The organism is Oligella ureolytica DSM 18253 (assembly GCF_000373745.1).
GTDB lineage: Bacteria > Pseudomonadota > Gammaproteobacteria > Burkholderiales > Burkholderiaceae_B > Oligella > Oligella ureolytica.
Genome location: NZ_KB892346.1, coordinates 55,338 through 78,813 on the forward strand (window position 1 = coordinate 55,338; position 23,476 = coordinate 78,813).

General features: G+C 43.2%; 33 protein-coding genes and 1 pseudogene. 3 read left to right on the forward strand and 31 right to left on the reverse strand.

What is annotated here, in order from left to right:
- Positions 1 to 39 precede the first annotated feature (39 nt).
- The 6 genes from B092_RS0112065 to B092_RS0112090 form a co-directional block, all read right to left on the reverse strand.
- The gene (locus tag B092_RS0112065) at positions 40 to 882 is read right to left on the reverse strand and encodes a class III extradiol dioxygenase subunit beta (protein ID WP_018575487.1); all 843 of its coding nucleotides are present in this window, start codon (positions 880 to 882) and stop codon (positions 40 to 42) included.
- A 4-nt stretch (positions 883 to 886) separates the two neighbouring features.
- On the reverse strand, positions 887 to 1,285 hold the full coding sequence (ligA, locus tag B092_RS0112070; protein ID WP_018575488.1) for a protocatechuate 4,5-dioxygenase subunit alpha: 399 nt from the start codon (positions 1,283 to 1,285) through the stop codon (positions 887 to 889).
- 11 nt (positions 1,286 to 1,296) lie between these two features.
- Positions 1,297 to 2,220 carry an amidohydrolase family protein gene (locus B092_RS0112075; RefSeq protein ID WP_115148625.1) on the reverse strand — a complete coding sequence of 308 codons (924 nt, stop codon included), beginning with the start codon at positions 2,218 to 2,220 and terminating at the stop codon, positions 1,297 to 1,299.
- Positions 2,221 to 2,227: 7 nt separating this feature from the next.
- On the reverse strand, positions 2,228 to 2,920 hold the full coding sequence (ligK, locus tag B092_RS0112080; protein ID WP_018575490.1) for a 4-carboxy-4-hydroxy-2-oxoadipate aldolase/oxaloacetate decarboxylase: 693 nt from the start codon (positions 2,918 to 2,920) through the stop codon (positions 2,228 to 2,230).
- Positions 2,921 to 2,922: 2 nt separating this feature from the next.
- A complete protein-coding gene (locus B092_RS0112085; RefSeq protein ID WP_018575491.1) occupies positions 2,923 to 3,954 on the reverse strand; it encodes an amidohydrolase family protein in 1,032 nt (343 codons plus the stop codon).
- A gap of 317 nt (positions 3,955 to 4,271) precedes the next feature.
- A complete protein-coding gene (locus tag B092_RS0112090) occupies positions 4,272 to 5,195 on the reverse strand; it encodes a LysR family transcriptional regulator (protein ID WP_018575492.1) in 924 nt (307 codons plus the stop codon).
- A gap of 170 nt (positions 5,196 to 5,365) precedes the next feature.
- On the opposite strand from B092_RS0112090, the gene B092_RS0112095 reads away from it, so the two are divergent.
- Positions 5,366 to 6,463 carry a 4-oxalomesaconate tautomerase gene (locus tag B092_RS0112095; protein ID WP_018575493.1) on the forward strand — a complete coding sequence of 366 codons (1,098 nt, stop codon included), beginning with the start codon at positions 5,366 to 5,368 and terminating at the stop codon, positions 6,461 to 6,463.
- Between the two features lie 91 nt (positions 6,464 to 6,554).
- Entirely contained in the window at positions 6,555 to 7,490 is a 936-nt protein-coding gene (locus tag B092_RS0112100; RefSeq protein ID WP_018575494.1) for an NAD(P)-dependent oxidoreductase, read from the forward strand.
- Positions 7,491 to 7,626: 136 nt separating this feature from the next.
- Here the strand turns inward: B092_RS0112100 and B092_RS0112105 are convergent, their stop codons facing one another.
- From B092_RS0112105 to rplN, 22 genes are all read right to left on the reverse strand, one after another.
- A complete protein-coding gene (locus B092_RS0112105; protein ID WP_018575495.1) occupies positions 7,627 to 8,355 on the reverse strand; it encodes an amino acid ABC transporter ATP-binding protein in 729 nt (242 codons plus the stop codon).
- 27 nt (positions 8,356 to 8,382) lie between these two features.
- Positions 8,383 to 9,072, reverse strand: coding sequence for an amino acid ABC transporter permease (locus tag B092_RS0112110; protein ID WP_018575496.1), 690 nt, complete (start codon positions 9,070 to 9,072; stop codon positions 8,383 to 8,385).
- Positions 9,072 to 9,800 carry an amino acid ABC transporter permease gene (locus tag B092_RS0112115; RefSeq protein ID WP_018575497.1) on the reverse strand — a complete coding sequence of 243 codons (729 nt, stop codon included), beginning with the start codon at positions 9,798 to 9,800 and terminating at the stop codon, positions 9,072 to 9,074. Before B092_RS0112115 ends, B092_RS0112110 begins: the two co-directional genes overlap by 1 nt.
- Before the next feature lie 77 nt (positions 9,801 to 9,877).
- Complete coding sequence (locus tag B092_RS0112120; RefSeq protein ID WP_018575498.1) at positions 9,878 to 10,693, reverse strand: ABC transporter substrate-binding protein; 816 nt, start codon at positions 10,691 to 10,693, stop codon at positions 9,878 to 9,880.
- 224 nt (positions 10,694 to 10,917) lie between these two features.
- The gene (rplQ, locus tag B092_RS0112125) at positions 10,918 to 11,310 is read right to left on the reverse strand and encodes a 50S ribosomal protein L17 (protein ID WP_018575499.1); all 393 of its coding nucleotides are present in this window, start codon (positions 11,308 to 11,310) and stop codon (positions 10,918 to 10,920) included.
- Positions 11,311 to 11,499: 189 nt separating this feature from the next.
- Positions 11,500 to 12,483: a DNA-directed RNA polymerase subunit alpha gene (locus B092_RS0112130; protein ID WP_018575500.1), complete on the reverse strand. Its 984-nt coding sequence runs from the start codon at positions 12,481 to 12,483 to the stop codon at positions 11,500 to 11,502.
- A 192-nt stretch (positions 12,484 to 12,675) separates the two neighbouring features.
- Positions 12,676 to 13,299 (reverse strand): 30S ribosomal protein S4, encoded by a 624-nt coding sequence (gene rpsD, locus B092_RS0112135; RefSeq protein WP_018575501.1) that lies wholly within the window; start codon positions 13,297 to 13,299, stop codon positions 12,676 to 12,678.
- A gap of 20 nt (positions 13,300 to 13,319) precedes the next feature.
- Positions 13,320 to 13,715 (reverse strand): 30S ribosomal protein S11, encoded by a 396-nt coding sequence (gene rpsK / locus B092_RS0112140; RefSeq protein ID WP_018575502.1) that lies wholly within the window; start codon positions 13,713 to 13,715, stop codon positions 13,320 to 13,322.
- A gap of 16 nt (positions 13,716 to 13,731) precedes the next feature.
- A complete protein-coding gene (gene rpsM, locus B092_RS0112145) occupies positions 13,732 to 14,097 on the reverse strand; it encodes a 30S ribosomal protein S13 (RefSeq protein ID WP_018575503.1) in 366 nt (121 codons plus the stop codon).
- A 31-nt stretch (positions 14,098 to 14,128) separates the two neighbouring features.
- A complete protein-coding gene (gene rpmJ, locus B092_RS15255) occupies positions 14,129 to 14,242 on the reverse strand; it encodes a 50S ribosomal protein L36 (protein WP_003805360.1) in 114 nt (37 codons plus the stop codon).
- 26 nt (positions 14,243 to 14,268) lie between these two features.
- A complete protein-coding gene (gene infA, locus B092_RS0112150) occupies positions 14,269 to 14,487 on the reverse strand; it encodes a translation initiation factor IF-1 (protein ID WP_018025421.1) in 219 nt (72 codons plus the stop codon).
- A gap of 15 nt (positions 14,488 to 14,502) precedes the next feature.
- Positions 14,503 to 15,831, reverse strand: coding sequence for a preprotein translocase subunit SecY (gene secY, locus B092_RS0112155; protein WP_018575504.1), 1,329 nt, complete (start codon positions 15,829 to 15,831; stop codon positions 14,503 to 14,505).
- Positions 15,832 to 15,842: 11 nt separating this feature from the next.
- Positions 15,843 to 16,286: a 50S ribosomal protein L15 gene (gene rplO / locus B092_RS0112160; RefSeq protein WP_018575505.1), complete on the reverse strand. Its 444-nt coding sequence runs from the start codon at positions 16,284 to 16,286 to the stop codon at positions 15,843 to 15,845.
- Positions 16,287 to 16,304: 18 nt separating this feature from the next.
- Positions 16,305 to 16,490, reverse strand: a complete 186-nt coding sequence (gene rpmD / locus B092_RS0112165) for a 50S ribosomal protein L30 (protein ID WP_018575506.1) — start codon at positions 16,488 to 16,490, stop codon at positions 16,305 to 16,307.
- Between the two features lie 3 nt (positions 16,491 to 16,493).
- Complete coding sequence (gene rpsE, locus B092_RS0112170) at positions 16,494 to 17,012, reverse strand: 30S ribosomal protein S5 (protein ID WP_018575507.1); 519 nt, start codon at positions 17,010 to 17,012, stop codon at positions 16,494 to 16,496.
- Positions 17,013 to 17,024: 12 nt separating this feature from the next.
- Positions 17,025 to 17,390: a 50S ribosomal protein L18 gene (gene rplR / locus B092_RS0112175; RefSeq protein ID WP_018575508.1), complete on the reverse strand. Its 366-nt coding sequence runs from the start codon at positions 17,388 to 17,390 to the stop codon at positions 17,025 to 17,027.
- 21 nt (positions 17,391 to 17,411) lie between these two features.
- The gene (rplF, locus tag B092_RS0112180; protein ID WP_026253772.1) at positions 17,412 to 17,945 is read right to left on the reverse strand and encodes a 50S ribosomal protein L6; all 534 of its coding nucleotides are present in this window, start codon (positions 17,943 to 17,945) and stop codon (positions 17,412 to 17,414) included.
- Between the two features lie 18 nt (positions 17,946 to 17,963).
- Positions 17,964 to 18,359, reverse strand: a complete 396-nt coding sequence (gene rpsH, locus B092_RS0112185) for a 30S ribosomal protein S8 (RefSeq protein ID WP_026253773.1) — start codon at positions 18,357 to 18,359, stop codon at positions 17,964 to 17,966.
- Positions 18,360 to 18,370: 11 nt separating this feature from the next.
- The gene (rpsN, locus tag B092_RS0112190; protein WP_018575511.1) at positions 18,371 to 18,676 is read right to left on the reverse strand and encodes a 30S ribosomal protein S14; all 306 of its coding nucleotides are present in this window, start codon (positions 18,674 to 18,676) and stop codon (positions 18,371 to 18,373) included.
- A gap of 14 nt (positions 18,677 to 18,690) precedes the next feature.
- Positions 18,691 to 19,230 carry a 50S ribosomal protein L5 gene (gene rplE / locus B092_RS0112195; RefSeq protein WP_018575512.1) on the reverse strand — a complete coding sequence of 180 codons (540 nt, stop codon included), beginning with the start codon at positions 19,228 to 19,230 and terminating at the stop codon, positions 18,691 to 18,693.
- Between the two features lie 14 nt (positions 19,231 to 19,244).
- Positions 19,245 to 19,562: a 50S ribosomal protein L24 gene (gene rplX, locus B092_RS0112200; protein WP_018575513.1), complete on the reverse strand. Its 318-nt coding sequence runs from the start codon at positions 19,560 to 19,562 to the stop codon at positions 19,245 to 19,247.
- A 10-nt stretch (positions 19,563 to 19,572) separates the two neighbouring features.
- Entirely contained in the window at positions 19,573 to 19,941 is a 369-nt protein-coding gene (rplN, locus tag B092_RS0112205) for a 50S ribosomal protein L14 (RefSeq protein WP_018575514.1), read from the reverse strand.
- Positions 19,942 to 20,365: 424 nt separating this feature from the next.
- On the opposite strand from rplN, the gene dtd reads away from it, so the two are divergent.
- On the forward strand, positions 20,366 to 20,803 hold the full coding sequence (gene dtd / locus B092_RS0112215) for a D-aminoacyl-tRNA deacylase (protein WP_018575516.1): 438 nt from the start codon (positions 20,366 to 20,368) through the stop codon (positions 20,801 to 20,803).
- 80 nt (positions 20,804 to 20,883) lie between these two features.
- Here the strand turns inward: dtd and B092_RS0112220 are convergent, their stop codons facing one another.
- The 3 genes and pseudogenes from B092_RS0112220 to B092_RS0112230 form a co-directional block, all read right to left on the reverse strand.
- Positions 20,884 to 22,308 carry an aspartate ammonia-lyase gene (locus B092_RS0112220; protein WP_018575517.1) on the reverse strand — a complete coding sequence of 475 codons (1,425 nt, stop codon included), beginning with the start codon at positions 22,306 to 22,308 and terminating at the stop codon, positions 20,884 to 20,886.
- Between the two features lie 290 nt (positions 22,309 to 22,598).
- A pseudogene (locus B092_RS14455) lies at positions 22,599 to 22,943 on the reverse strand (DUF1850 domain-containing protein); the annotation flags it as partial.
- A 24-nt stretch (positions 22,944 to 22,967) separates the two neighbouring features.
- On the reverse strand, positions 22,968 to 23,420 hold the full coding sequence (locus tag B092_RS0112230; protein ID WP_425311482.1) for an RNA-guided endonuclease InsQ/TnpB family protein: 453 nt from the start codon (positions 23,418 to 23,420) through the stop codon (positions 22,968 to 22,970).
- Positions 23,421 to 23,476: the final 56 nt, after the last annotated feature.

Genomic DNA, 23,476 nt, shown 5'->3' on the forward strand with positions numbered 1-23,476 from the left:
ATCCATTTTAATTCGGAGTGAAAAACCGCAAGCTGCGATTTATTCTTTGTTTTCAAGAATCAAATGTCCTACGGCTGTATTAGAAGCAGGTACGTGGTAGAAGCGCTTAATAACATCTACGTCCACATCCATAGCACCGCGAGCAATTAACCACATGACCAGTTCAATGCCTTCGGAACCGGCTTCACGCACATACTCTACGTGTGATACCTTGGCCAACTCGTCAGGATTAGCGATCAGTTGGTCAAGAAAGTTATTGTCCCATTCTTGATTAATTAAACCGGCACGTGGCCCCTGAAGTTGGTGACTCATACCACCTGTACCCCAGATTTGTACATTCAGATCTTGATCAAAAGAATCAACTGCACGACGAATCGCACGACCTAAATCCAAACAACGCTGACCTGACGGCACAGGGTATTGCACCACGTTAACGTGCAATGGAATAACCGAGCATGGCCACTCCTCAGGCTGACCAAACATCAATGAAAGCGGTACAGTCAAACCATGGTCCACTTCCATCTTGTTGCACAAGGTAAGATCAAAGCCATCTTGAATAACATAGTGCGCAATATGGGAAGCTAATTCAGGATGACCAACGACATCAGGTACTGGACGCTTGCCCCAACCCTCATCACTGGTTTCAAAATAAGCACCGGTCCCTAAAGCAAATGTAGGAATTAAGTCTAAGCTGAAGTTGTTAGCGTGATCGTTATATACCAAAATAATCACATCAGGCTTATTGTCTTTTACCCATTGTTTGCCAAATTCGTAGCCATCAAAAACTTTTTTCCAATAAGGCTCTTTATCTTTACCTAAGTCGAGCGCCGCCCCAATCGCAGGAACGTGGGATGTATAAACTGAATGTTTAATTTTTGCCATGGTCTCAGTCCTTTTTCTCTTGTTCGTGTAAGTAGCGATTACCCTCAGGGGAACGGCCGCCATTTAACATCATGTCACGATATTCTTCTTCACTCATACCGGTCATACTACCCGCCATTTGTTGGAAAGAATGACCATCGGTAGCACCAATTTTTGCCAAGAAGTAAATGTTGCCACCTAATTCCATACAACGATTTAGGTCGCGATCAATAACCGCTTGCTTTTGATCTTCGCTGATATCCCACTCATCTAAGTAAGCACGCTCGTCAGCTTTAAAGCGTTCACGATTTTCAGCTTTCATCAAGGACATGCAAAACTGATTTAGTTGATAGCCCTTGCGAGACTGCTCGGCATCAAAAATAATTGTCCCTGGAATATCTTTATAAGGCTTGTCTATTGCCACTATTCTCTCCTTTAAGTTGAATGTTCTTCAGGCCAATATAAACGCATTGGATTATCAACAAGCAAGGCTTTTTGCTCCGCTGCTGTTGGCGCGATTTGCAATACATAATCAACCAATAAGCCATCGTCTGGCATATGATTTTTTAGATTAGGGTGCGGCCAATCCGTGCCAAATAGCACGCGATCAGGAAATTCTTGCATTAAGCGACGTGCAAAAGGAACAACGTCTTGATATGCATTTTGCTCACCGTCCAAAGCCGGCGGTCCGCTTTTACTTAAACGCTCAGGGCATGAAAGCTTTGACCAGATATTTGAATGCTCACTAAGCAGACGAGCAAATAAATTAAACTCTTCGCCGTCTACAGGCTTTGAAACATCCGGTCGCCCCATATGATCAACCACCACTGTCGTGGGAAGTTCTGTAAAGAAATTCCATAGCTCAGGTAAATCTTGAGCTTCAAAATACACCACTACATGCCATCCTAAAGGTGCAATTTTATTTGCTACTTTTAATAGTTCTTCTTTAGGGGTGAAATCGACCAGTCGTTTAACAAAGTTAAATCGTACACCGCGCACACCTGCTGCATGCAGTTGTTGTAACTCTTCGTCCGAAACGTCAGAAGACAAAGTAACTACACCTCGTGCTTTACCATCGGCAGATAATAAAGCATCAACTAAGGCGCGATTATCTTTACCGTGACAAGTGGCTTGTACAATCACATTACGATTAAAGCCCAAATGATCACGCAAAGCAAACAACTTATCTTTGCCGGCATCACATGGCGTGTACTTACGCTCTGGTGCATATGGAAATTGATCGCCAGGACCAAACACATGACAATGCGCATCCACTGCCCCAGCAGGCATCGCAAACTTGGGTTTGCTGGGGTTTGGATAATATGCTAACCAACCGGGCGTTACTTCAAACTTCATGATGTACCTATTAGTCAATATATTTTAAACCAGCTTTGGCTAAAGGCTCGCGCATGTTATACATGTCTAAACCAAGCACACCATCAGCCAACTTTTGGCGCTTATCCGCTTCGTTAGCCTCACGCTTTTCTGCTGCATCAGCGACTAAAGCAGCCACTGCTTTAGGCACAACTACCACGCCATCTGCGTCAGCAATCACCACATCACCGGGATTCACGATTGCACCGGCACACACGATCTGGATATTTACCGAACCCACAGTCGCTTTAATCGTACCCTTAGCAGAAATCGCTTTACTAAATACGGGGAAGTTCATTTTTTCTAAATCTTCAACGTCACGCACACCCGCATCAATAATAAGACCCTTCGCACCACGAGCAATAAATGAAGTAGCTAGAAGGTCACCAAAGTAACCATCCGTGCACTCGCTAGTGACCGCTGCTACAGCCACATCGCCTGGCTGTAATTGTTCAGCTACTACGTGCATCATCCAGTTATCACCGGGTTGCAATAAAGCGGTAACGGCCGTACCACAAACGCTAGCACCATGATAAACGGGTCGCATATAAGGTTGCATTAGACCTACACGGCCCATGGCTTCGTGAATGGTAGCCGCACCAAATTTAGACAGACGCTCAACCGCCACAGGGTCTGCACGCTCAATCTTCGTTCTGACAATGCCTAATTCATTAAGTGGCGTCATGATTATCGTCCTTGTTTTTTAAGTTTTTCGTCTAAACGGGGGAAAATACGGCGTACATTGCCCTCATAGACATTGTGACGCTGCTCCGAAGTAAGTGTGCTTGCCTCAATGTAGCGCTTAGTATCATCGAAATAAAAACCAGTCGTTGGATCAATAGTACGTACCGCACCGATCATTTCAGAAGCGAACAATATATTGTCATGAGGAATAACGTCTAACAATAAATCAATCCCAGGTTGATGGTATACACACGTATCGAACACAATATTCTGCAATAAATGTTGCTCAATCTCCGGTTTGTTTAACATCATCGCTAAACCACGGAAACGGCCCCAGTGGTACGGCGCTGCACCACCACCATGGGGTACGATAAGACGCAACTCAGGAAAATCTTTAAATAGATCACCTTTTAGGAGCTGCATAAAAGCAGTGGTATCTGCATTAAGATAATGATCACCTGTCGTGTGAAAGCATGGATTACAACAAGTGCTAACGTGTATCATTGCAGGCAAATTGTACTCAACCAATTTTTCGTATAATGGATACCAATAACGGTCTGTTAAAGGTGGGGAAGTCCAGCTGCCACCTGAAGGATCAGGGTTTAAATTGACGCCAACGTTATCAAATTCATTAACACAACGTTCTAACTCTGGAATACATGTTTCCACAGGTACGCCCGGCGACTGAGGCAACATAGCTACGGGTACAAAGCGCTCTGGGAACAGCTGAGAAACCCGATAACACATTTCATTACAAATCGCAGTCCATGCTGCAGACACTTCAAAGTCGCCAATATGATGCGCCATAAAACTGGCACGCGGTGAAAACAAGGTTACATCAATGCCGCGCTCGTTCATGAGGCGTAACTGATTATTTTCTATACTTTCACGAATTTCGTCATCACTGATTTGAAGGTCTGCAAGATCAGGCATGGGACCTTCACCATTGAATGCTGCAATTTGTTTATCTCGCCAGTCTCCTAAGGCCTGTGGAGCAGTAGTGTAATGCCCATGACAATCAATAATCAAACTCATGTTATTTATCTCCTTGTTTTAAATACATTGAGCCATTTAAAGTATTCTAGCCAGTGCTTTTTTTTAAAAACAGTCGATATGCAATATATGAGTTATGTCAAATCCACATAACAAAATTAATGGTGCTGACTTTTTTCTCGCACACAACAACAATTGTTGGTCGATAAATTGAGGGAGGCAGATAGTGTCTAGAACTATTTTGATTAATGCACAATAAATCAGATCAGCAGGCCTGCAAACAGAGCTTAGAAATACTGATCCAATATCGTGGATAGTAGATAAGTGTATTGAGCGCGGTCTAACTAAGGCACTCAAATTCATTGTTGTGAGTTACTGTTACTATGCGTGGGAAAATGCTTTGTGCAAATATCTGTCAACAGAGTGATAACTTCTTTATGCAGACGGGTTACCATTCTTTTGGAAGAAACCGCCAAATAGAGTTGATTGATGAGCTTAGGGGATGTGATAGGGACAGCTTTTAACAACGCTCTCTGTCGTGTAATGGGTAATGCATATTGAGACAAAATAGCGCTACCCATACCTTCTGCGACTAAACTCATAATAATATCGACACTATCAATCTCCCAAGCTATGGTGGGCTTTATGTTCATTTTAAACATTTCTTTTTCAAATAACATACGAATGGTATTTGAGATACTGGGCAGAATCAAAGGTACGTTTTCCAGCTCACTAAGACAAATAGTATCTTTCTGTGCTATTGGATTATCCAAATGACAAATTAAATGTAATTCTTCTTTGAGTAAGAGTTTATTTTCAATGTTCTGCGAGAGAGAAGGATTATGCAACAACCCAATATCGACTCGACCGAGATTAATACTTTCTTCAATATTGACTGTCATTGCTTCGACAATTGTCAGTTTTGCATCGGGCAAATTTTCTTTAAATGCTTTGATAATATCAACTGAAATAATTTTTGCTAAAGTGGGAGGAATACCTAAAAAAGCATGACCTCTTAATTTACCATCCGACAGATTCAAATCCTCATAAGCCAAATCCAGTTGCTGCAAAATAAGTCTACTATGCTTTAGTAGAGTTTGCCCGGCATCGGTCAAAGCAACACCACGCCCATGTCGAATAAGTAGTGCTTGCCCAAGTTCAACTTCGAGCCTTCTAATTTGACGACTTAAAACAGGTTGTGCGACATCAATAACCTCGGCAGCTCGCGTATAACTTCCTGTTTCAGCTACATAGGTAAAATATCGTAATTGTTTAATGTCCATAAATTACTCAAGTCAATACATTGCGCACTAGATTAGTAGGTATGTTTTTTTCGCATATCAACTAGACCTTATATGTACTTTAATAAAGAGCAATTAATTATTATTATGGACATAAGTAGTTGAAAGAATTAAACATACGACCTATACAAATATAGTGGAGAAGAAAGATAATGTCTACTCAATATGCCATTCCTTGTATTCTAATGCGGGGAGGGACTTCTAAAGGACCTTTTTTCTACGCAAAAGATCTTCCCAGCGATGTAGAAAGTCGAGACGAAGTATTACTTTCGGTGATGGGTTCCCCACATAAACGTCAAATTGATGGTCTTGGGGGCGCTCATTCACTAACAAGCAAAGTAGGCATCGTGGATGTTTGTACAAGCGGTCAAGCGGATCTGGAATTCCTATTTGCTCAACTCCAACCAGAAAAAGACACGGTAGATACCACACCAAATTGCGGCAATATGCTTGCAGGCGTCGTTCCTTTTGCCCTTGAGATGGGACTAATTAAGGCTCAAGAAGAAAGTACCACGGTCAAAGTTCTGACTCTAAACACAGGTATGGTGAGTGAAATTGAAGTACAAACACCAAACGGTGAAATCATCTACGAAGGCGATGCTCGTATTGATGGCGTGCCGAGCACCAGTTCACCTGTAAAAATCAACTTTCTTGATATCGAGGGTTCAGTTTGTGGTGCATTGTTGCCAACCGGTAACTTGATTGATGAATTTGAAATAGATGGGCTCGGAACATTGCAGGCCACCTGCATTGATAACGGTATGCCAATGGTGCTTGTCCGTGCCTCCGATGTCAACCGCACTGCTTATGAATCCGTTACTGATTTAAACCAAGATACGGAATTGAAGTTACAGATTGAAGAGTTACGCCTTAAAGCATCCATAAAGATGGGTTTAGGCGATGTGACTAACAAAAACTATCCAAAAATGTGTTTATTAAACAAAGCTCTTCAAGGTGGTGCTATCCATACTCGCTGTTATATCCCTCATGTATGCCATGAGTCCATTGGTGTTCTCGCAGCAGTTACTGTAGCAACAGCATGCATGATGCCCGATACAGTAGCTCAAGACTTAGTAAATCCAGATATTTCTGACGGTATAGCTTCAATTGAGCACCCTAGCGGAGAGTTCTCTGTAGAGTTGGTCATGGACCTCGAGGATAAAAGCAAAGTCTTAAGTGCCTCCTTATTGCGAACAGCACGTCCAATTATGAAAGGCGAGGTGTATATCCCTCACTCTATGATGAAATAGGAAAAAGGCGAATAACTAAGCCCCATGCGCAGGCCCACACACTACAGATTATGTTTTGGCTGAAATGATAAAAAACTAAGAGGAAATTAAGATGACAAATCGATTAACACAAAGCGATTCTGAAAAGTGGATTATCGGACTGATAGGTTACGGAGAAGTCGGTAGAATTCTAGCTGAAGATCTTAGTCAGCAAGGTTTTTCCTTATTAGCCTACGACATCAAGCTTAAAACTGATTTGAAGAGTGAATTCCAGCAACACGCCCATCAATATGGAGTTGAGCTCACTGATTCTACCGACGAATTGGCTGCAAGAGCTGATCTCATCATCTCTGCTGTGACTGCTAATCAGACTGTGCCAGTTGTAGAACAGTGTGCCGGAAAGTTTCAAGAAGGCGCTTTTTTTCTTGATCTCAACTCTGCTTCCCCGGGCACGAAACAAAAAGCCGCTGAATTAGTTGAAAAAAACGGGGGATATTATGTTGAAGGTGCAGTGATGACTTCGGTTCCCCCTTATCGTCTAAAGGTTCCACTATTGCTAGGTGGCCCACACGGAGAAGTATTAAACCCATTTCTTAAGACCATGGGTTTTAGTAGTGAGGTAGGTTCCAACAAACTCGGCACAGTCTCCGCAGTAAAAATGTGCCGCAGTGTGATGATCAAAGGTCTGGAAGCTATGATGATCGAAAGCCTTACAACAGCACGTGCTTATGGCGTTGAAGATCAAGTTCTTGCCTCATTAAAAGAAACCTTTCCCGGCCTCGATTGGGAGCAGCAAGGAAGTTACTTTTTTCAACGAGTAATCGAACATGGTCGCCGTCGTGCGGAGGAAGTTCGAGAGGTTGCGAAAACAGTCCAAGAGATTGGTTTAACACCTTATTCAGCTGCCGGAACTGCTGATCGTCAAGCGTGGATAGCAGATCTTGCAGATGGTGGAGTTTTTGGTGAGCGAAATACTGCTGATTTTGCGAGAAGCCCGGACTGGCGCACTGAAGCGGATCGTATCCTGCAATTTCTGAAAGAAAACTAAGGTGAATAACTCCGACCGAGACAGTATATCGATCGGAGCTTCTACGCTACAATACGAGGGCGCACACGGCACCCGATGTTTAGATGAGCTCGCGTAGCCCCACCCTGAAGTGCGGGTTAGGCATAGGCATAGATAATCAAAGTAAACGCGATAGGAAATCGCGCACACGCTCAGAACGTTCGGAGGACTCTGCAAAAAACTCCTCGGTTGGGCAGTCTTCAATAACCCGCCCCTTATCCATGAAAAGCATGCGGTCAGCCACTTTTTGGGCAAAACGCATTTCATGAGTGACGCACATCATGGTCATACCGTCTTGTGCCAACTCTGTCATCACATCCAGCACCTCTTGCACCATTTCGGGGTCCAATGCAGATGTCGGCTCATCAAACAGCATACATATCGGATCCATGCAGAGCGCACGAGCAATAGCAACACGTTGCTGCTGTCCGCCTGAAAGACTGGCAGGGTAGCGATCCTCAAAATCAACCAACCCAACCCGGGTCAAATGCTTTTTAACATTGGCATTGGCTTCATCTTTAGAGCGACCAAGCACTTTCTGCTGTGCTAAGGCGAGATTATTTCTCACCGTCAGATGGGGGAAAAGCTCAAAATTCTGAAACACCATACCCACCTTGGCTCGCAGGACAGGAAGCTTAGTTGTCGGATCGCCCACGGAGATATTATCTACAATAATTTTACCTTCTTGAAAGGGCTCCAAGCCATTGACCGTTTTAATTAGAGTTGACTTGCCGGAGCCGGACGGTCCACATACAACAAGCACTTCTTGACGATTTACGTGAGTTGAGCAATCGTCCAAAACTTGCGTGTTACCGTACCACTTAGATACCTGTTCAATCGTTATCATCAGAATTCACTTGATTAACAAAATAAGCTAGAGAGCTGTTTTACTCTGATAGCGTTTTAATAGGCTATTAGCCACAAAAGATAAGCCAACACAATAAATGTAGTAGACCACCGCAACAAATAGAAAGATCTCAGCTGGATATACCATCACACGATTACTGACTTGCGTGGCAACAAAAGATAATTCAGGGACACCAATCACGTAAGCTAGCGAAGTATCTTTAATCAAAGATACCCACTGATTAATAAATGAAGGCATCATTATCGGCAGTGCCTGAGGCAAGATAATATATCGCAACACCTGAAAAGGTTTCATGCCAAGAGCAGCGCCTGCCTGCCACTGTCCTGCTGGTAAACTACGAATACCAGCATAAACTGCGTGAGCAAGATAAGCTCCACCAATTAAAGAAAGTGAACAAACAACCGTAAAGGTACCAGGAATATCAATATTGAAAAGAATGGGTAATAAAAAATACACCCAAAAAATCAACATAATGACGGGGATCGCTCTAAAAAACCCCAGAAAAATCACTAAAACTTGATGTATAAGACCTTTAGTTACCGCTAAAATCACACCAAAAATCAGACCAAGAATAGCCGATATTATCGATGAGGCAATACTAAGCAAGATGGTCAGAGCCGCACCGCCTAAAAAACCGTTTGGATAGGCACCAATTAAAAAATACGTTATGTTATGAACGATGACCGTAAAATCCATTAGCGCTTCCCCTGAGCAAAAGCACGCGACTGCAGTACGCGCTGGCCAATTACCTCAAGCACTACGATAGCTAACACATAAAGAATCGTTGCAATACTAAAAGCCTGGAAGGTTTTAAATGTTTCTGTCTCCACTTGTCGTGAAGCATAAGACAATTCAGCTAACCCAATCGCCATCGTCAACGAGGTGTTTTTGATGAGATTCATGTACTGCCCCAATAGGGAGGGAAACGCATTACGAATCGCTTGTGGAAAAATAATATAACGCCAGATTTGAGAAGCTTTTAAACCAAGTGCCATACCTGCTGAACGCTGCCCGATAGAAACACTTTGAACACCTGAACGTAGTTCCTCAGCGATAAAAGCTGCGGTATAGAGCGTTAACCCTGTAAATCCTGCCAAATACTCAAAAGCTGGCCAGTGTATATCACCCATAAAAAACGTCCACATATGTGGCGTATTTAACCAGGATACAGCGTCGCTTGGCAATAAAGAGGAAACACCAAAATACCAAAAGAACAATTGAATTAATAAAGGAGTATTTCTGAAGACACTTAAAAAGGCTTTAGCTGAACCTGAAAACAAACGAGAAGAGGAAACTCTCGCCAGACAAACAAAAAAACCAAGAAAGGTAGCTGCAATGGCGACACATAATGAAAGCACTAGCGTTACGCCAAAGCCTTTTAAAAGCCAGCTAATATAATGAGGGGCAAGCCAAAAATCGTCCATTTTTTTTAAAAATTAAATGACCTAGCTAATCATAAGCTAGGTCATCGGCACATTACCAAGTTAAAAAGAATTGAGTTTTACTTATCGCCGATTTTGAAAATACGCTCTAATGGCGTGTTAGTTTCAGGACCAAACCAAGCATTATAAATTTCTTCAGCCTCACCCTCTTCTTCAAGTTCTAATAAGGTTTCATCAACAAAGGCTTTAAGATTTGCTTCACCTTTAGGGATACCAATACCAATCAAATCATCTGAAATAGAAAATGGAGGAATCTCATAGTTCTCTTTATCAGGTACATTAGCCAATAAACCAATCAATTTTGGACCATCTTGAGTGATAGCCTGTACATTGCCATTACGCAAAGCGGTAAAGGCAAAAGGTGTATCATCATAGGCAACGAGTCTTGCATCAGGATAATTCTCGCGCAATACAATTTCATTAGTCGTTCCCTTATCAACCCCAATACGTATGCCACTTAATTGCTCTGGAGAACTTAGTACACCTTTTTTTGCAATAAACTGTTGCCCAGACGCAAAGTAAGGAATACTAAAATCTACCTGTTTAGCTCTCTCTTCAGTAATCGTAAAGTTAGCTAATACTAAGTCCACTTTATTTGAGGTCAATAATGGAACACGATTAGCGGGATTAGTTGGAATAACCTTTAACTCAACACCGAGCTTATCGGCCAGTGCCTGAGCATAGTCGACATCTAAGCCACGAATTTGACGAGATTTTTCATCGACAAAACCAAAGGGCGGATTACTATCAAAAGAAGCTACTCTCAACTCACCCGATTTCTTAATATCCTCAAGGCGATCAGCTTGTGCCACACCAGATAAAGCCGCAAAAAGAAAGGAAGAGGCAACAACCAATTTTGTTAATTTATTTTTCATGATGAATTCCACTATATAAACTTTAAATAACGCAACCTGTCTTATTACTATTAGTTACGTGACCTCAATTATTTAAGCATAATTAGAAATATAGTAAAAATACATAATGCTTACATCTTTATATCTGAAAGTTATAAAGTAGATTTTTTATTCACATAAAAAAAATAGCCCTGAAGCTTAATTGCTCAGGGCTATCTACATTCTTAAGAGAAGCAAGTAATTAATTACTCGTCTTCACCTTGAAGTTCTTCTTGACGGTCAGCGTAGTCAACAAGCTCCATGTAAGCCATAGGAGCGTTATCACCTTGACGGAAACCCATCTTAAGAATACGAGTATAACCACCGTTACGCTCTTGGAAACGAGGACCTAATTCGTTGAATAATTTAGTCACTGCGTCACGATCACGTAAGCGAGCAAAGGCTAAACGACGGTTAGCAACAGTAGGATTCTTAGCTAAAGTAATTAGCGGCTCAAATACACGGCGTAATTCTTTTGCTTTAGGAAGTGTTGTTTTGATAGCTTCATGCTCAATCAAAGAAACAGACATGTTACGGAACATGGCTAAACGGTGAGCTGAAGTACGATTTAATTTACGTAAGCCTTGACGGTGACGCATAATAATTTCCTTAAAATAAATCTAATTAATAGCTTGAGTGTCTAAACACTAAAACTTGCTAAACCGGTTCTTCTATCTGTGCAATACAGCGGACCGGGTTGTTTTAAAATCCGCAATAAAATGCGAATCGCATATTTTACAGCAAAGAGCGAAATAAACAAATTTAAATCGCTCTTTGTTGCAAAAATACTATGGACGCTCTAAACCAATTGGAGGCCAATTTTCTAACTTCTGACCTAAGGTCAAGCCGCGAGCGGCCAATACTTCTTTGATCTCATTAAGCGACTTACGACCCAAGTTAGGCGTCTTAAGAAGCTCGTTTTCGGTGCGTTGGATTAGATCACCAATGTAGTAAATGCTCTCAGCTTTCAAGCAGTTAGCAGAACGTACAGTTAACTCTAATTCATCAACAGGACGTAGTAAAACAGGATCAATCTGTGGTGTGCCGCGTGCTGGAGCTTCAATTTCCTGAGGATCGCTTTCTAAAGCAGCGAACACAGAAATTTGGTCCATCAGAATACGAGCCGCCTCGCGCACTGCTTCTTCTGCTGAAATAACGCCATTAGTCTCGATATCTAAAATCAACTTGTCTAAGTCAGTACGCTGCTCAACACGAGCGTTTTCAACCTCGTAGCTGACGCGACGAATCGGGCTATAAGAAGCATCTAAAACAATACGACCTAAGGTATGCTGACGATCTTCTTTTAGTGTGCGGACGTTACCAGGAACGTAACCGCGGCCCTTTTCAACCTTGATTTGCATTTTTAACTCGGCTTTTTCGGTCAAAGTAGCAATCACGTGATCAGGGTTTAAAACTTCTACGTCGTGAGGCAACTCAATATCAGCTGCAGTTACAACGCCTTCACCGCTTTTGTTAAGCGTCAAAGTAACTTCTTCGCGATCAAGTAGCTTGAAAATTACGCCTTTTAGGTTAAGTAAGATATCAACGACATCCTCACCCACACCCGGGATAGTAGAGTACTCATGTACTACACCCTCGATTTGTACCTCAGTAACCGCACTACCGGTCATTGAAGATAATAAAATACGACGTAAAGCGTTGCCTAAAGTATGACCAAAACCGCGCTCAAACGGCTCCATAATCACTTTGGCTTTGAAATCTGATTCAGCTTTAACCTCGATAGAACGAGGCTTTAAAAATGGTTGTGCCATTAAATATTCCTTTTCAATACCCTCGGCTCGTTACACCGATAAGGCTGATGGACAATAAAAATACAGCTAGTTGAAGGGAATCCTTCGGAGGAAGAGAATCTTCGACGTTATTGTAAAGCAAGGAGATGCCTACAACATTAAATACAGCACGAAATCTTAATAAATCTGATTTCGTACTGTATTTTAGATAGATTAGCGAGAGTACAACTCAACTACGAGTGACTCATCGATATCTTGAGCGACATCTGAGCGCTCAGGAGCTTGTTTGAAAACACCTGAGAACTTACCGCTGTCTACTTCAACCCACTGAGGTAGACCGATGCCGGCGGCTAAATCCATTGCTTCTTTGATACGCAGCTGCTTTTGTGATTTTTCACGTACGGAAATCACATCACCTGCGCTAATCAACATAGATGGAATGTCAGCCTTACGACCATTTAACTCAATCGCACCATGCGCCACTAATTGACGTGCTTCTGCGCGAGTAGAGCCAAAGCCCATGCGGTATACAACGTTATCTAAGCGTGACTCAAGTAATTGAATTAAAGTCTCACCGGTATTACCACGACGGCGCTCAGCTTCAACGAAGTACTTACGGAATTGTTTCTCAAGAACACCGTACATACGCTTAAGTTTTTGTTTTTCGCGTAACTGTAAACCATAGTCAGAAGTACGAGCACCTGAAGTGCGACCATGCTGACCAGGTTTAGAATCGAATTTACACTTAGAATCGATTGGGCGACGAGCGCTCTTTAACGATAAATCGATACCTTCACGGCGTGAAAGTTTACATTTTGGACCAGTATAACGTGCCATTTTTTTCCCTTAATCCTAAATTAGATGCGACGGCGTTTTGGCGGACGGCAACCGTTGTGGGGAAGTGGCGTAACGTCAGTAATACTGGTAATCTTGATACCTAGAGCATTTAAAGAACGAATCGAAGATTCACGGCCTGGGCCTGGACCTTTTACACGTACTTCTAGGGTTTTAATACCATATTCTAAAGCTTCACGTCCCGCTGACTCGGCTGCAACCTGCGCTGCAAAAGGCGTCGATTTTCTTGAGCCTCTAAAGCCCGAGCCACCCGACGTCGCCCATGACAAGGTATTACCTTGACGGTCAGTAATTGTGATGATTGTGTTGTTAAAAGTAGCCTGAACGTGAGCAATACCGTCAGTTACTACTTTTCTGATTTTTTTACGCGCACGACTTGCGCTTGATGCTTTCGCCATAATTAGCTACCCCAAATTATTTCTTTAAGGACATAGCTGCACGACGCGGACCCTTACGAGTACGAGCATTAGTACGTGTACGCTGTCCACGAACCGGCAAACCTCTTCTGTGACGCATGCCACGATAGGTACCTAAGTCCATTAAACGTTTAATTGATAATTGTACTTCACGTCGCAAATCACCCTCGATGGTGAACTGAGCTAATTGCTCACGAATACCTTCGAGTTCTGCATCTGTTAAGTCTTTTACCTTTTTGGAGTAATCGATACCAACTGCTTCACAAATGAGGCGTGAGCGGCTGCGTCCGATACCGTAAATAGCGGTAAGACCAATTTCTGCATGTTGATGCGGCGGAATGTTGATGCCTGCAATACGGGCCATGACTGTTCCTCTTACTTATAACTACGCAGGATTAACCCTGACGTTGTTTGTGACGTGGATCTGTACAAATTACACGCACAACTCCATGACGTTTAATAATCTTGCAGTTGCGGCAGATCCGTTTTACCGATGCCATTACCTTCATGGTTGACTCCTTACTTATACCGTTTTTTATTTCGAACGGAAAACGATTCTTCCACGAGACAAATCGTAGGGCGTGAGCTCCACAGTGACTTTATCACCGGGCAGAATCCTAATATAGTGCATACGCATTTTACCGGAAATATGACCTAACACCACGTGATCATTTTCAAGTTTAATGCGGAACGTTGCATTGGGAAGGTTTTCAATTACCTCACCTTGCATTTGAATGACGTCATCTTTAGCCATGCTATTCAAATTTCCTTATCTAATAGTAGTCGAGCCACGGAAGCTGGACTTTTTAAGTAGTGAATCATATTGTTGTGACATTAAATATGTCTGTACCTGAGCCATGAAGTCCATGCTCACGACAACAATAATTAATAACGAGGTCCCCCCAAAGTAGAAGGGGATATTTTGCCATTGCATGCGAATAAATTCCGGTACTAAACACACTAAGGTGATGTAGATTGCGCCAACTAAAGTTAAACGCATAAGAATCTTATCGATGTACTGGCTCGTTTGACGTCCCGGACGAATACCCGGAATAAACGCACCACTTCTCTTTAGATTATCTGCAGTTTCGCGGCTATTAAATACAAGTGCCGTATAGAAAAAGCAGAAGAAAATGATCAACACTGTAAATACAGTTATGTATAACGGTTGACCAGGTTGCAAAGCCGCTGATAAATCACTCAACCAACGAATTTCATTTGCCTGCGAAAAGAAGCTGGCAATTGTTGCCGGGAATAAAATAATGGATGATGCGAAAATCGCTGGAATCACACCAGCCATATTAAGCTTTAATGGCAAGTGAGAACTCTGTCCACCATAAATTTTATTACCAACTTGGCGTTTTGCATAGTTCACTGTGATACGACGCTGACCTCTCTCAACGAATACCACAAAGGCTGTAATCGCTACGACAATCGCAAAAATTGCCAATGCTGCTATTGTTGTGATTTGGTTATTGCTAACTAAATCAAACATATTGGAAATTGCTGTAGGCAATTCTGCCACAATACCGGCGAAAATCAGGATGGAAATACCATTGCCCAAACCACGCTCAGTAATCTGCTCGCCTAACCACATTAAGAACACAGTACCTGTCACCAATGATACAACGGTTGTAAACACAAACATTGCACCCGGCGTAAATACGAGACCTTCGAAGTTTTGAATGAAGGCAGCAATACCAAATGACTGGAATAGTGCTAACAGCACTGTTCCGTAGCGGGTGTATTGAGTAATCTTACGACGACCCGATTCACCCTCTTTTTTCAGGGCCTCAAGGGATGGGACTACGGCCGTCATCAATTGCATAATAATTGATGATGAAATGTACGGCATAATCCCTAGTGCAAAGATCGAGAAACGCTCTAATGCACCGCCCGAGAACATGTTGAAAAAGCCTAAGATACCATCAGCTTGAGTAGCAAACAAATCCGTCATGACCACCGGGTTAATACCAGGTACAGGAATATGAGTTCCTAAACGGAATACTACCAAAGCGGTAATCAAGAATAGAATACGCTTCGTTAAGTCGCCGTATTTGGCGCCACTTTCTTGATTCTTTCTCTGTGCTTTAGCCAACTTTAACCCCTTTATTCAGCCAATGAACCGCCGGCTGCTTCAATTGCAGCTTTTGCACCGGCTGTTGCTTTAATGCCTTTTAAGTTCACTTTACGTGATAACTCACCAGAACTGATTACCTTAACAAAACGAGCCTCTTGACCGATAATACCTTCTTGCTTTAGAACGGCTAAATCAATGTCTTCAGCTTGCATAAGCTGTAACTCTGATAAGCGCACCTCTGCTTTAAAAGGTTTAGTCATTGAATTGAATCCACGTTTTGGTAAACGACGTTGTAAAGGCATTTGACCGCCCTCAAAACCGACCTTGTGGAAACCGCCTGAACGCGATTTCTGACCTTTATGGCCACGACCGGCTGTCTTACCAAAGCCTGAACCAACACCACGACCAACACGGCGACGTTCTGTCTTGCTACCTTCAGCTGGCGATAATGTATTGAGTTGTGTTACTGACATCTCTATTCCTTTAAACGATTAAGCCTCAGACACGGACAATAAATAATCCACTTTACGGATCATGCCGCGAACTTCTGGCGTATCGACTAATACACTGGTGCTGTTAATCTTGCGAAGACCTAAGCCACGAATTGTATCGCGATGATCTTTTTTAGTGCCGATAACAGAGCGTACTAGAGTAACTTTAATTTTTTTCTCAGACATGGCTTACCCCAAAATCTCTTCTACGGACTTGCCGCGTTTAGCCGCCACATCTTCTGGCGTCATGCAAGCCTCTAGGCCGTTAAGTGTAGCGCGTACTAAGTTATAAGGATTACGAGAACCGTAGCTCTTAGCTACTACGTTACGAACACCCATTACTTCAAAAATTGCGCGCATTGGACCACCGGCAATTACTCCGGTACCCTCAACAGCAGGTGAAATTAAAACAGTTGAAGCGCCATGCTTACCAACTACACTGTGGTGTAGTGTGCCGTTTTTTAAAGGGATCTTAACCATACCGCGGCGACCAGCTTCCATCGCTTTTTGTACAGAAACAGGTACTTCGCGGGCCTTGCCCTTACCCATACCGACACCACCATCGCCGTCGCCAACCACGGTCAACGCTGCAAAACTCATGGTACGACCACCTTTTACAGTTTTGCTGACACGGTTTACCGCGATCATTTTTTCACGTAAACCGTCATCGCGTTCGTCAGATGCTTGTCTACCTTGTGCTTTTGCCATTTGACTACTCCCTTAGAACTTAAGACCGGCTTCGCGAGCAGCTTCTGCTAATGCTTTTACGCGGCCATGATAACGGAAACCCGAACGGTCAAATGCAACCGTTTCGATCTGAGCGGCCTTAGCTTTTTCAGCAATGCGCTTACCTACGATAGCAGCAGCTGAAACATTGCCACTTTTAGTATTGCTAGTGCTTAGCTCTTGGCGCACTTCCGGCTCAAGAGTAGAAGCAGAAACTAATACTTTGTCGCCTTCAGGCGAAATAATGTTTGCGTAAATGTGCGAATTACTACGATATACAGACAAACGATGAGTCTGTAACTGAGCAATTTTACGACGAGTCGAAGCCGCACGACGCAAACGAGATACTTTCTTATCCATGATAATTCCTTGTTTGCGCTATTATTTCTTCTTAACTTCTTTAAGCTGTACGTATTCGTCAGCGTAGCGAACACCCTTACCTTTATATGGCTCAGGCGGACGGTAGCCACGAATCTTGGCTGCTTGCTGACCTACTGCTTGCTTATCGTAGCCTTTTAGTACGATTTCAGTAGGTGTTGGCGTTTCAGCCGTAATACCAGCTGGCAACTCATGCAATACATCGTGTGAGAAGCCTAAATCCATTTTGATAACGTTACCTTGTACTTGAGCGCGGAAACCAACGCCAAGTAAAGTTAAGCGACGCTCAAAACCTTTGCTAACGCCAGTAACCATATTGTTTACTAAGGCGCGCATAGTACCTGACATAGCTTTTGCAAAGCGAGTCGGGTTTGCAACGTCAAAACTTAATTCGTTATCTTCTAGTTTAATAATAACGTCACCAGTTAAAGGTTGGTTTAACTCACCTAATGGACCCTTAACACGGATATTATCATCAGTGATATTTACCTCAACGCCGCTTGGCACAGCGACTGGGTTCTTAGCGATACGAGACATAGACATAGTAATTACTCCTTATGCTACGTAGCAAAGAACTTCACCACCAACGCCTTCTGAACGTGCTTTACGATCAGTCATAACGCCGCGCGATGTTGAAACAATGGTCACGCCTAAACCGTTCATCACTTGAGGAATATCATTGCTGGCTTTGTATACACGAAGACCAGGGCGTGATACACGCTCAATACGTTCGATTACAGGACGACCTGCATAATATCTCAAGGCAATCTCAAGCTCAGGCTTGGTTTTTTCGCCTTTTACTTCAAAATTGTCAATATAACCTTCGTCTTTAAGCACGGTAGCAATAGCCACTTTTAGCTTTGAAGAAGGCATAGAAACCGATACTTTCTCGACCATCTGCGCATTGCGGATGCGAGTTAACATGTCGGCGATTGGATCGCTCATGCTCATAATTCTTCTCCCTACCAGCTAGACTTAGTTAAGCCGGGAATTTCACCCTTGTTACCAAGCTCACGTACTTTGTGACGGCTTAAACCGAACTTGCTAATTACACCACGTGGGCGGCCAGTAATAGCACAACGGTTACGCAAACGAGTTGGGTTTGCGTTGCGAGGTAACTTCTGTACTTCCAGACGAGCTAAATAACGCTCTTCGTCTGATTTTGATGTGTCATTAATAATCGCAGTTAAGGCTGCACGTTTAGCTGAGTATTTTTCAACCAACTTAGCGCGTTTAACATCGCGATTGATAAGTGATAATTTAGCCACAACGTTGCCCCTAATTAATTACGGAATGGGAAGCTGAAGGCTTTTAATAAAGCTTTGGCTTCTTCGTCGGTTTTAGCAGTGGTCGTGATACTGATATTCAAACCACGTAACGCATCGATTTTGTCGTACTCAATTTCGGGGAAAATAATTTGTTCTTTTACACCGATATTGTAGTTACCACGACCATCGAAAGAGCGGCCTGAGATACCACGGAAGTCACGAACGCGAGGTAGAGCAACGTGAATCAAACGATCCAAAAACTCATACATACGACGACCACGTAAAGTAACCATGCAACCGATAGGGTAATCTTCACGAATCTTGAAGCCCGCAATTGCTTTGCGGCTCTTTGTGATGACTGGTTTTTGACCGGCAATCTTACTTAGGTCAGAAACGGCGTGTTCAATTACTTTACGATCTGCTACTGCCTCAGAAACACCCATGTTAAGAGTAATCTTAGAGATGCGAGGCACTTCCATCACACTGCTGTACTTGAACTCTTCAGTCAAATCGGCAGTGATTTTGCTATTATATAATTCTTGTAAACGAGACATTCATCTACCCCTTATTACTTCTCACCAACGACTTTGTCGTTTGAGCGGAAAACACGAACCTTGCGACCGTCCACCTCTTTGATGCAAACTTTGTCAGCCTTACCGGTTTCAGGGTTAATGAGAGCCACATTCGAAATATGAATTGGCATGTTTTTATTAACGATACCGCCCGGATTGTTAAGCATTGGATTAGGCTTTACGTGCTTTTTAGCTACGTTAATACCTTCAACAAGTACCTTGTCATCACCTACACGTGACAACACAACACCACGACGACTCTTATCGCGACCTGCTAATACGATGACCTCGTCACCTTTACGAATACGCTGCATAATGACCCCCTTAGATTACTTCTGGAGCCAATGAAACGATCTTCATAAAGCGATCGCCACGTAACTCACGAGTTACTGGGCCAAAGATACGAGTTCCGATTGGTTCTAATTTTGTATTTAACAATACGGCTGCATTGCCACCGAAGCGGACTAATGAGCCATCTTTACGGCGAACACCTTTAGCGGTGCGCACAACTACTGCGTTGTAAATTTCGCCTTTTTTAACGCGACCGCGTGGTGCAGCTTCTTTTACGGTAACTTTGATAATGTCACCGACTTCAGCATAACGGCGCTTGGAGCCGCCTAACACCTTGATACACTGAATTTTACGTGCACCAGTATTGTCAGCCACGTCCAATGTGGTTTGCATTTGGATCATGATAGTTCCTGTTCCAACTTAGTTACATATACGGTATATGTATTTTTCTTATAAAGACACATACCGAACCCATTTCAGGAGTTAACTCAAAAATACATGAAGATATATTATGATGATGAGCTAAAAACCTTGAATATAACCAGTATTGGCCCCGTCAGGCAGATAAATCTGGACTGCCCTGGGTTGAAATTTCTGGATAAACTTCCACTTTTATTTAAGTGAATTTAGAAGTATACGCTCTTATTCCTAGTAGATCAAGGATTTATAAGACTTTATTTTAAAATCTGTTGTTTTATTAAGGATTTACAACAGTAGACTATATTATTAAAGACAATCTAGCGCCACGATGACAAACACTCTCGGCTACAATTTTGTGCTGAGCTATTTTTATTTTTAATACTTAACCCAATCAGCACACTATATTATGAAATGCCTTTTACAAAGAGTACAAGAAGCACAGGTTCGGATTGATGATCAGCTTCATGGCAGCATTAGCCACGGCCTCTTAGCCTTTATCTGTGCCGAGCATGGTGACACCAAAGAAACAGTCGAACGAGCGGTCGATAAAATCCTCAAGCTACGTATTTTTAGTGATGAGGATGGCAAAATGAACCTCTCACTATCACAAAGCAATGGCGGTTTATTAGTCGTCAGCCAATTTACGTTAGCTGCCGACACCCGTCGTGGCAATCGCCCCAGCTTTACCAACGCAGCCACTCCTGCTGTAGGCGAAGCTCTATATGAGTATTTTTTAGAATATGCTCGCACTCAACATCATGACGTCGCCAGCGGCTCTTTTGGTGCCAATATGCAAGTCCATCTAATTAATGATGGGCCGGTGACTATTCCGATGGAGTTTTAGCTCGCCTTGACCGCAGTCCATATCCTTAAATCAAATAGGGTGAGACACTCATCTCACCCTACAAACTACAATCATTAACACTATCGATCTTTAGGTATTAATCGCGGCGTGATCATATTTTCCGGCTTGAGGATTTCTTGTAAAACCTCTTCATCCAACAAGGCTTCTTCACGCACTAAGTCTAAAACAGCAGCGCCAGTTGCAAAGGCTTTTTTTGCAATACGTGTTGAGTTTTTATAGCCGATATAGGGGTTTAACGCCGTCACTAAACCAATGGAATTTTGTACTAATGCTTTACAATGCTCTTCATTGGCAGTGATACCGTCAAGACATAACGTCGTCAACATATCTAAGGCGCGTTGTAATAAACCGGTAGACTCAAATAACTTGTAAGCAATTAAAGGTTCCATCACATTGAGCTGCAATTGGCCTGCTTCAGCGGCCAGTGTAACCGCCAAGTCATTACCGATAATTTCAAAAGCGACTTGATTGACTGCCTCAGGAATCACAGGATTAACTTTACCCGGCATGATTGAACTGCCAGGTTGGCGCGGTGGTAAATTAATTTCCTGAATACCGGTACGAGGGCCGCTAGACAAAATGCGCAAATCATTACAGATTTTTGAAAGTTTGGTCGCTGTGCGTTTTAGCATGCCCGAGAAAAGAACAAAGTCACCCATATCGGATGAAGCTTCAATTAAATCCTTGGCTGCGCGTACCGGATGCCCACTTAGCTCAGCCAAACGAGGTACTGCAATCCCCTGATACGCCGGATCTGCATTAATACCTGTACCAATCGCCGTACCGCCTAAGTTCACATCAAGCAACAACTCAGGTCCCCACTCGATAAATCGCTCTAAATCCTCTTCGAGTGTCGTTGCAAAAGAACAAAACTCTTGGCCCAACGTCATTGGAACCGCGTCTTGCAGCTGAGTACGACCCATTTTCAGAATGTGGCTAAACTCCTCACCTTTGCCCTTAAGAGAGCAAATGGCCTGTCTTAAGCTTTGCAATAAACTATCATGACCTAACAACAAGCCTAGGCGGACCGCTGTTGGGTAAGCATCGTTAGTCGACTGAGCCATGTTAACGTCATTATTAGGGTCAAGATATTGATACTCGCCCTTAGCATGACCCATAAACTCCAAGCCCACGTTAGCAATCACTTCGTTAGCATTCATATTGGTCGATGTGCCGGCACCGCCTTGGATCATATCCACGACAAACTGATCATGAAATTCTCCAGCCACAATACGCTGACAAGCATAAACGATGGCATCGTGCTTTTCTTTAGAAAGATCACCCAATTTAAAGTTAGCATCAGCAGCTGCATGCTTAACAATTGCAAACGCTCGTATGAAATTAGGAAAATGTGACAGCCTCACACCCGAGAGGTCAAAGTTCTTAACTGCGCGCAAGGTTTGCACGCCATAATACACATCAGCCGGCACATTAACCTGACCGATTAGGTCTTCTTCGATACGATAATCTTCTATGTTTGACACGATACTTCTTCTAAAATGAACAAAATATAATAAAATTATAAAACTTTTTCTTACAATTACGCACGCACTTTGCCATGTTTTTGCAACATAACCTGCTCTTTTTAGTGTTTTTATTAACAAATAGAGGCTGCGGACTGAACGGCACGTAGACCAAATTAATTATCTACTAAGCAAGCGATATACAGCTCTGCGTCATATGCTTTATCTACATATAGCATAACTTTAAGATATTGGGTTCTTAAGCGGCAGAGATAGTGTAAATTGGCTATCGCTCTCATACTCTAAATTTATCAAGACTCACGATCAATGAGATTCGTTTCTTCTGTGCAAGCCCACATTAGGGTCACGCCGCCATCACTGCTTAGAAAATCAGCCAAGGAGCGGCAGCCATGCTCGTCACACCACTCATAATCCGGCACAAACTCAGATCGCGTCAGGTACAACTGAGGATGCTCCTCCACCAGTGGCTTGTAATGATACCAACCCGCCTTAAGTATGGCTCCTTCCGGAGGCTCCATACCAGCAGCAGAACCTTTAATACGTGCCGCTAGGGCGATCAAAGCAGGTTGTTGCTTGGCATCAAGCTGTATAACGTAATCCTCTTCCCAACGAACCTTTTCAATGCTGTGATTCCAAGCAAGTTTGACATCCTCCCCGCCCTAAAGAACGGGGATTCCTACGGCGTTCAGGCGACCATCGCCTGACTCGCTTCGGTGGGTTCTTGGCCCGACGCCCTTACCTACANGCGAAGTCTCTGCACAAGCTAACNGGGCGTGTCCCGCCCTTAACACATTGATCGCGCCGACTACGTCAGCGTTTTCCTCAAAATCACAGTCCATACACTTGAAGCACGCTTGGCTACGCCTATTCTCCTTGGCANCGTAGCCGCAGCAGGGACAAGTCCGGCTGGTGTTTCTGGGGTTCACAGCAAGGAGTTCTCCCCCTAGCCAAGTCAGTTTGTATTCCAACTGACGTCGGAACTCGAACCAGCTTTGATCGAGAATCGCTTTATTTAGGCCGGACTTGGCTTTCACGTTTTTTCCCGGTATGGCAANGGTGCCAGAAGCGGACTTGGACATATTCCGAACCGGCAAATCCTCGATACACACCATCGCGTGGTTTTGGCTGATAGCTGTCGTGGCTTTGTGCAGGTAGTCGCGCCGGGAAT

What these genes read in the sequence shown, in the direction of transcription:
- dtd (WP_018575516.1), top strand. Translation starts at nt 20,366, where the DNA reads ATGAAATGCCTTTTACAAAGAGTACAAGAAGCACAGGTTCGGATTGAT.
- B092_RS0112100 (WP_018575494.1), top strand. Translation starts at nt 6,555, where the DNA reads ATGACAAATCGATTAACACAAAGCGATTCTGAAAAGTGGATTATCGGA.
- B092_RS0112095 (WP_018575493.1), top strand. Translation starts at nt 5,366, where the DNA reads ATGTCTACTCAATATGCCATTCCTTGTATTCTAATGCGGGGAGGGACT.
- rpsE (WP_018575507.1), bottom strand. Translation starts at nt 17,012, where the DNA reads ATGGCAAAAGCACAAGGTAGACAAGCATCTGACGAACGCGATGACGGT.
- infA (WP_018025421.1), bottom strand. Translation starts at nt 14,487, where the DNA reads ATGGCTAAAGATGACGTCATTCAAATGCAAGGTGAGGTAATTGAAAAC.
- rpmD (WP_018575506.1), bottom strand. Translation starts at nt 16,490, where the DNA reads ATGTCTGAGAAAAAAATTAAAGTTACTCTAGTACGCTCTGTTATCGGC.
- rpmJ (WP_003805360.1), bottom strand. Translation starts at nt 14,242, where the DNA reads ATGAAGGTAATGGCATCGGTAAAACGGATCTGCCGCAACTGCAAGATT.
- B092_RS0112105 (WP_018575495.1), bottom strand. Translation starts at nt 8,355, where the DNA reads ATGATAACGATTGAACAGGTATCTAAGTGGTACGGTAACACGCAAGTT.
- rplO (WP_018575505.1), bottom strand. Translation starts at nt 16,286, where the DNA reads ATGTCAGTAACACAACTCAATACATTATCGCCAGCTGAAGGTAGCAAG.
- rpsK (WP_018575502.1), bottom strand. Translation starts at nt 13,715, where the DNA reads ATGGCGAAAGCATCAAGCGCAAGTCGTGCGCGTAAAAAAATCAGAAAA.
- rplN (WP_018575514.1), bottom strand. Translation starts at nt 19,941, where the DNA reads ATGATCCAAATGCAAACCACATTGGACGTGGCTGACAATACTGGTGCA.
- B092_RS0112115 (WP_018575497.1), bottom strand. Translation starts at nt 9,800, where the DNA reads ATGGACGATTTTTGGCTTGCCCCTCATTATATTAGCTGGCTTTTAAAA.
- rpsM (WP_018575503.1), bottom strand. Translation starts at nt 14,097, where the DNA reads ATGGCCCGTATTGCAGGCATCAACATTCCGCCGCATCAACATGCAGAA.
- B092_RS0112130 (WP_018575500.1), bottom strand. Translation starts at nt 12,483, where the DNA reads ATGGCACAACCATTTTTAAAGCCTCGTTCTATCGAGGTTAAAGCTGAA.
- B092_RS0112090 (WP_018575492.1), bottom strand. Translation starts at nt 5,195, where the DNA reads ATGGACATTAAACAATTACGATATTTTACCTATGTAGCTGAAACAGGA.
- B092_RS0112120 (WP_018575498.1), bottom strand. Translation starts at nt 10,693, where the DNA reads ATGAAAAATAAATTAACAAAATTGGTTGTTGCCTCTTCCTTTCTTTTT.
- B092_RS0112110 (WP_018575496.1), bottom strand. Translation starts at nt 9,072, where the DNA reads ATGGATTTTACGGTCATCGTTCATAACATAACGTATTTTTTAATTGGT.
- rplQ (WP_018575499.1), bottom strand. Translation starts at nt 11,310, where the DNA reads ATGCGTCACCGTCAAGGCTTACGTAAATTAAATCGTACTTCAGCTCAC.
- rpsD (WP_018575501.1), bottom strand. Translation starts at nt 13,299, where the DNA reads ATGGCACGTTATACTGGTCCAAAATGTAAACTTTCACGCCGTGAAGGT.
- B092_RS0112085 (WP_018575491.1), bottom strand. Translation starts at nt 3,954, where the DNA reads ATGAGTTTGATTATTGATTGTCATGGGCATTACACTACTGCTCCACAG.
- rplF (WP_026253772.1), bottom strand. Translation starts at nt 17,945, where the DNA reads ATGTCTCGTATCGCTAAGAACCCAGTCGCTGTGCCAAGCGGCGTTGAG.
- rplE (WP_018575512.1), bottom strand. Translation starts at nt 19,230, where the DNA reads ATGTCTCGTTTACAAGAATTATATAATAGCAAAATCACTGCCGATTTG.
- rplX (WP_018575513.1), bottom strand. Translation starts at nt 19,562, where the DNA reads ATGCAGCGTATTCGTAAAGGTGACGAGGTCATCGTATTAGCAGGTCGC.
- ligK (WP_018575490.1), bottom strand. Translation starts at nt 2,920, where the DNA reads ATGACGCCACTTAATGAATTAGGCATTGTCAGAACGAAGATTGAGCGT.
- rpsH (WP_026253773.1), bottom strand. Translation starts at nt 18,359, where the DNA reads ATGAGCATGAGCGATCCAATCGCCGACATGTTAACTCGCATCCGCAAT.
- B092_RS0112065 (WP_018575487.1), bottom strand. Translation starts at nt 882, where the DNA reads ATGGCAAAAATTAAACATTCAGTTTATACATCCCACGTTCCTGCGATT.
- rplR (WP_018575508.1), bottom strand. Translation starts at nt 17,390, where the DNA reads ATGGATAAGAAAGTATCTCGTTTGCGTCGTGCGGCTTCGACTCGTCGT.